At 57.4% G+C, this 3,033-nt stretch carries 4 protein-coding genes; 3 read left to right on the forward strand and 1 reads right to left on the reverse strand.

Annotated elements, in window-relative coordinates; all coding sequences use genetic code 11:
- The 3 genes from K1Y02_26505 to K1Y02_26515 form a co-directional block, all read left to right on the forward strand.
- Positions 1 to 413: thioredoxin family protein (locus K1Y02_26505; GenBank protein ID MBX7259934.1), on the forward strand; the 413-nt coding region annotated here is incomplete at its 5' end.
- Between the two features lie 45 nt (positions 414 to 458).
- Positions 459 to 1,586 (forward strand): exo-alpha-sialidase, encoded by a 1,128-nt coding sequence (locus tag K1Y02_26510; GenBank protein MBX7259935.1) that lies wholly within the window; start codon positions 459 to 461, stop codon positions 1,584 to 1,586.
- A gap of 41 nt (positions 1,587 to 1,627) precedes the next feature.
- Entirely contained in the window at positions 1,628 to 2,497 is an 870-nt protein-coding gene (locus K1Y02_26515) for a M15 family metallopeptidase (GenBank protein MBX7259936.1), read from the forward strand.
- Between the two features lie 3 nt (positions 2,498 to 2,500).
- On the opposite strand, the gene K1Y02_26520 is transcribed toward K1Y02_26515, so the two are convergent.
- Positions 2,501 to 3,033 (reverse strand): SDR family oxidoreductase (locus K1Y02_26520; protein MBX7259937.1); only part of this gene is annotated, 533 nt, incomplete at its 5' end.

Here is a 3,033-nt window from a genome sequence, read left to right on the forward strand (position 1 = left end):
CTCACGCAACAAAGTCGGACAAGAAGGTTCTTCTTGTGTTTGGCGCTCCCAGTTGCGGTTGGTGCCGGAAGCTGGAGGCCATTCTGCACAACGACACCGTTTCGCCGGTCATGTTCAAAGACTATTTAGTGGCAAAGATCGACCTTTCCACTCAGCTAGGTGCAGAAGAGTTGGAGAAGAAGTATCGAACGCAAGGCAGTGGAGGAATTCCCTGGTTCGCTGTTCTCGATGCCAAGGCTCAGGCTATTATGACGGCGGATAGTCCGAGTATCGGCAATGTGGGCTGTCCAGCGAAACCGGAAGAGATTGCATGGTTCCAGGAAGTTGTTGCGAAGACCGCAACGCGTATTACGCCCGAGGAACGGGCAACACTGGGCCAAGCGTTTGCCGAGGCAACGAAGGCAAAGTCCTAGCACTTGCATCGAAAGGAAATCATGAAGGGAAGACACAGAATTGTCATGACTACGATCGCGATATTGTTGGCGGCCTGTGCCACGCAACATAAGGACGCCATCGCCAATGCTAATGCGGAGTCTGAAGGAAATTCGCAGCAAGAGGTCTTTCCCCTTCCACCTTTGAAGTACGACACGGCCGCATTCGAATCGCGCGTACGCGACGCGGGCGGCCGTGTCGATTTCGTGTTTGGCGATGCGCGTCCCTTTCCTCAGTGCCACGCGTCAACCGTGGTGGAGACCCCCGATGGGCAGCTCCTATGCGCTTGGTTTGGCGGTACCGAAGAGAAGAGTGATGACGTCGGGATTTGGCTATCGCGTTTCGAAGGTGGAGCGTGGTCGAATCCGGTCGAGGTCGCAAAGGTAAACGAGACGCCGCATTGGAACCCCGTGCTCTTTCGGGAATCGGACGGAACCATTGACCTTTTCTTTAAAGTAGGACGCGAGATACCGTTTTGGACGACGGTCTGGATTCGCTCGAAGGACGGTGGCCGGAGTTGGACGAAACCAGATGAGCTTGTGGTCGCGGATCAAGGTGGGCGTGGACCGGTGAAGAACAAACCGATCATTCTGTCAGACGGGACTTGGCTTGCCCCTGCATCGACAGAATTCAAAGGATGGAAGGCCTTTGCGGACCGCTCGTCCGACGGCGGCATCACGTGGGAACGTAGTATGGACTTTCCCGTGGATCCAGCCGTGGTGATTGGGCAAGGCGTGATCCAGCCCACATTCTGGGAATCGTCGCCTGGCAAGGTGCATGCACTTCTGCGAAGCACGGGGGGCAGTATCGGGCGCACGGACTCCTTGGACTACGGACGTACGTGGTCCCCGGTACGCCTGACGTCTCTCCCCAATCCCAATAGCGGAATTGATGCCCTGCGATTGGACGATGGCCGCGTGCTTCTGGTGTATAACCCGACGACGAGTAAGTCGTGGGGTAGGCGTTCACCGCTGAATCTGGCCGTTTCTTCGGACAACGGAGAAACGTGGACGGACCTTACCAGCCTGGAAACCGAACCGGGCATGGAATTCAGCTATCCCGCAATTGTGAGTACCTCCCACGGTGTGGCCGTGTCGTACACGTGGAAGCGGGAACGCGTTCGTTGCTGGCAGATACCGTTGGCAGCGCTGTAGACTACCGGCGCCTTCGTTTGGCAATTTTGGGTAACCTTCACGTGATACAGGGCAAGCAGGTTAAACCGTGTTCCATATGGCGCGCGCTGGCGGTGATCGCCGCGGCAGTGCTTTCTGCGCTTCATTCGCATGCCGATGGATCTCCTTCTGAACTAGGCGCGGAAGATCTTCTCATCGCCGCGTATCCCCAAGCATTGGTCCATTCAGATAATTCCGCAGAGATTCTCTGGCGTGACGGCACACGCATGGCTTTGGATAACGGTCTTGTGAAGGCATCATTTGAAGACCTTCTGAATAAGGCGAGCATTCTGGATCAAGTTATGGTTCAGTATCCCGCAGGATGGCCTTTCGATCGTTCACGCATTGCCGCGGACCCGGGGCGCGTCCGTAATGAGGCGTTCTTCCGAAAGTTGTACGGCAATACGCAGAAGTCGGTCGAAGATCGACTCGTTGATGTGCCGTGGCCGAATGGGACTTCCCCTGAGCGGGTGCGTTTTACATCCATCAATGGCGCGGCGGACGCGCTTGCGGCGGTGCGTGACGAGATTGGATCGTTAGGTCCGAAGGCTGCCCGCATCATTGCGCGGCCCAACGGGACCTTCAATTGGCGGCCCATTGCGGGTACGCAGCGGCTGAGCATGCACAGTTTCGGCGCAGCCATCGATTTCGATCTGCCCGGTAATCTGTCGCGGTATTGGCGTTGGGACGGAAAAGAAGCCGGGACCTATCCCAGCGGTGTCCTGGAGGACGACGCGTTGGGAGCCGTTGTTCGCGCTTTCGAGAAGCACGGGTTCATTTGGGGCGGCAAATGGGGACACTACGACACGGTCCACTTCGAATATCGCCCTGAACTCTTGCGGCAGGAGTCCGTCGACAGCAAGCGCGTGGCAAAGGTCCCAGCAGACCGCTGACGGCTAGATTCCGAACCCGCCGGTCACCTCAAGCGTATGCCCCGTGATGTACGATGCATACGGCGACGCAAGCAACAGTATGCCTCCGGCCGCCTCCTCCGGTGTGCCGTTACGACCAAGTGGAATCATCATCGTCATCATGTCGCGCATGGCCTGCGGGATGCCCAGGGATATGTTCTCCCCTTTGACGTTAATCGTCTCCCCCGCTTCTTTGGCCTGAATGAGCCGGGTCTCGATGGCTCCAAAAGCTACTGCGTTGCAGCGAATACCAAACTGCCCCCACTCTTTCGCGACGGTCTTTGTCAGACCTACAATGCCCATCTTTGCGGCGGCATAGTTGATCTGTCCGGCATTGCCGTGGAGGCCGGAGGTTGATGAGACGTTTATGATGCAGCGTGGCGTTGGCTTCTGCCCCGCTCCCAACTCCATTTTGGCCGCCTCGCGCATGTGCGGAACCGCAGCGCGGATCATTCGGAACGGGGCGCTGAGGTGCACGTCGATGATTGCTTGCCACTGCGCATCGGTCATTTTCTGAA

The organism is Candidatus Hydrogenedentota bacterium, from assembly GCA_019695095.1.
GTDB lineage: Bacteria > Hydrogenedentota > Hydrogenedentia > Hydrogenedentales > SLHB01 > JAIBAQ01.

Bases quoted from the DNA above. Each gene is read 5' to 3' on its own strand.
- K1Y02_26510 (MBX7259935.1), top strand. From the start codon at position 459: ATGACTACGATCGCGATATTGTTGGCGGCCTGTGCCACGCAACATAAG.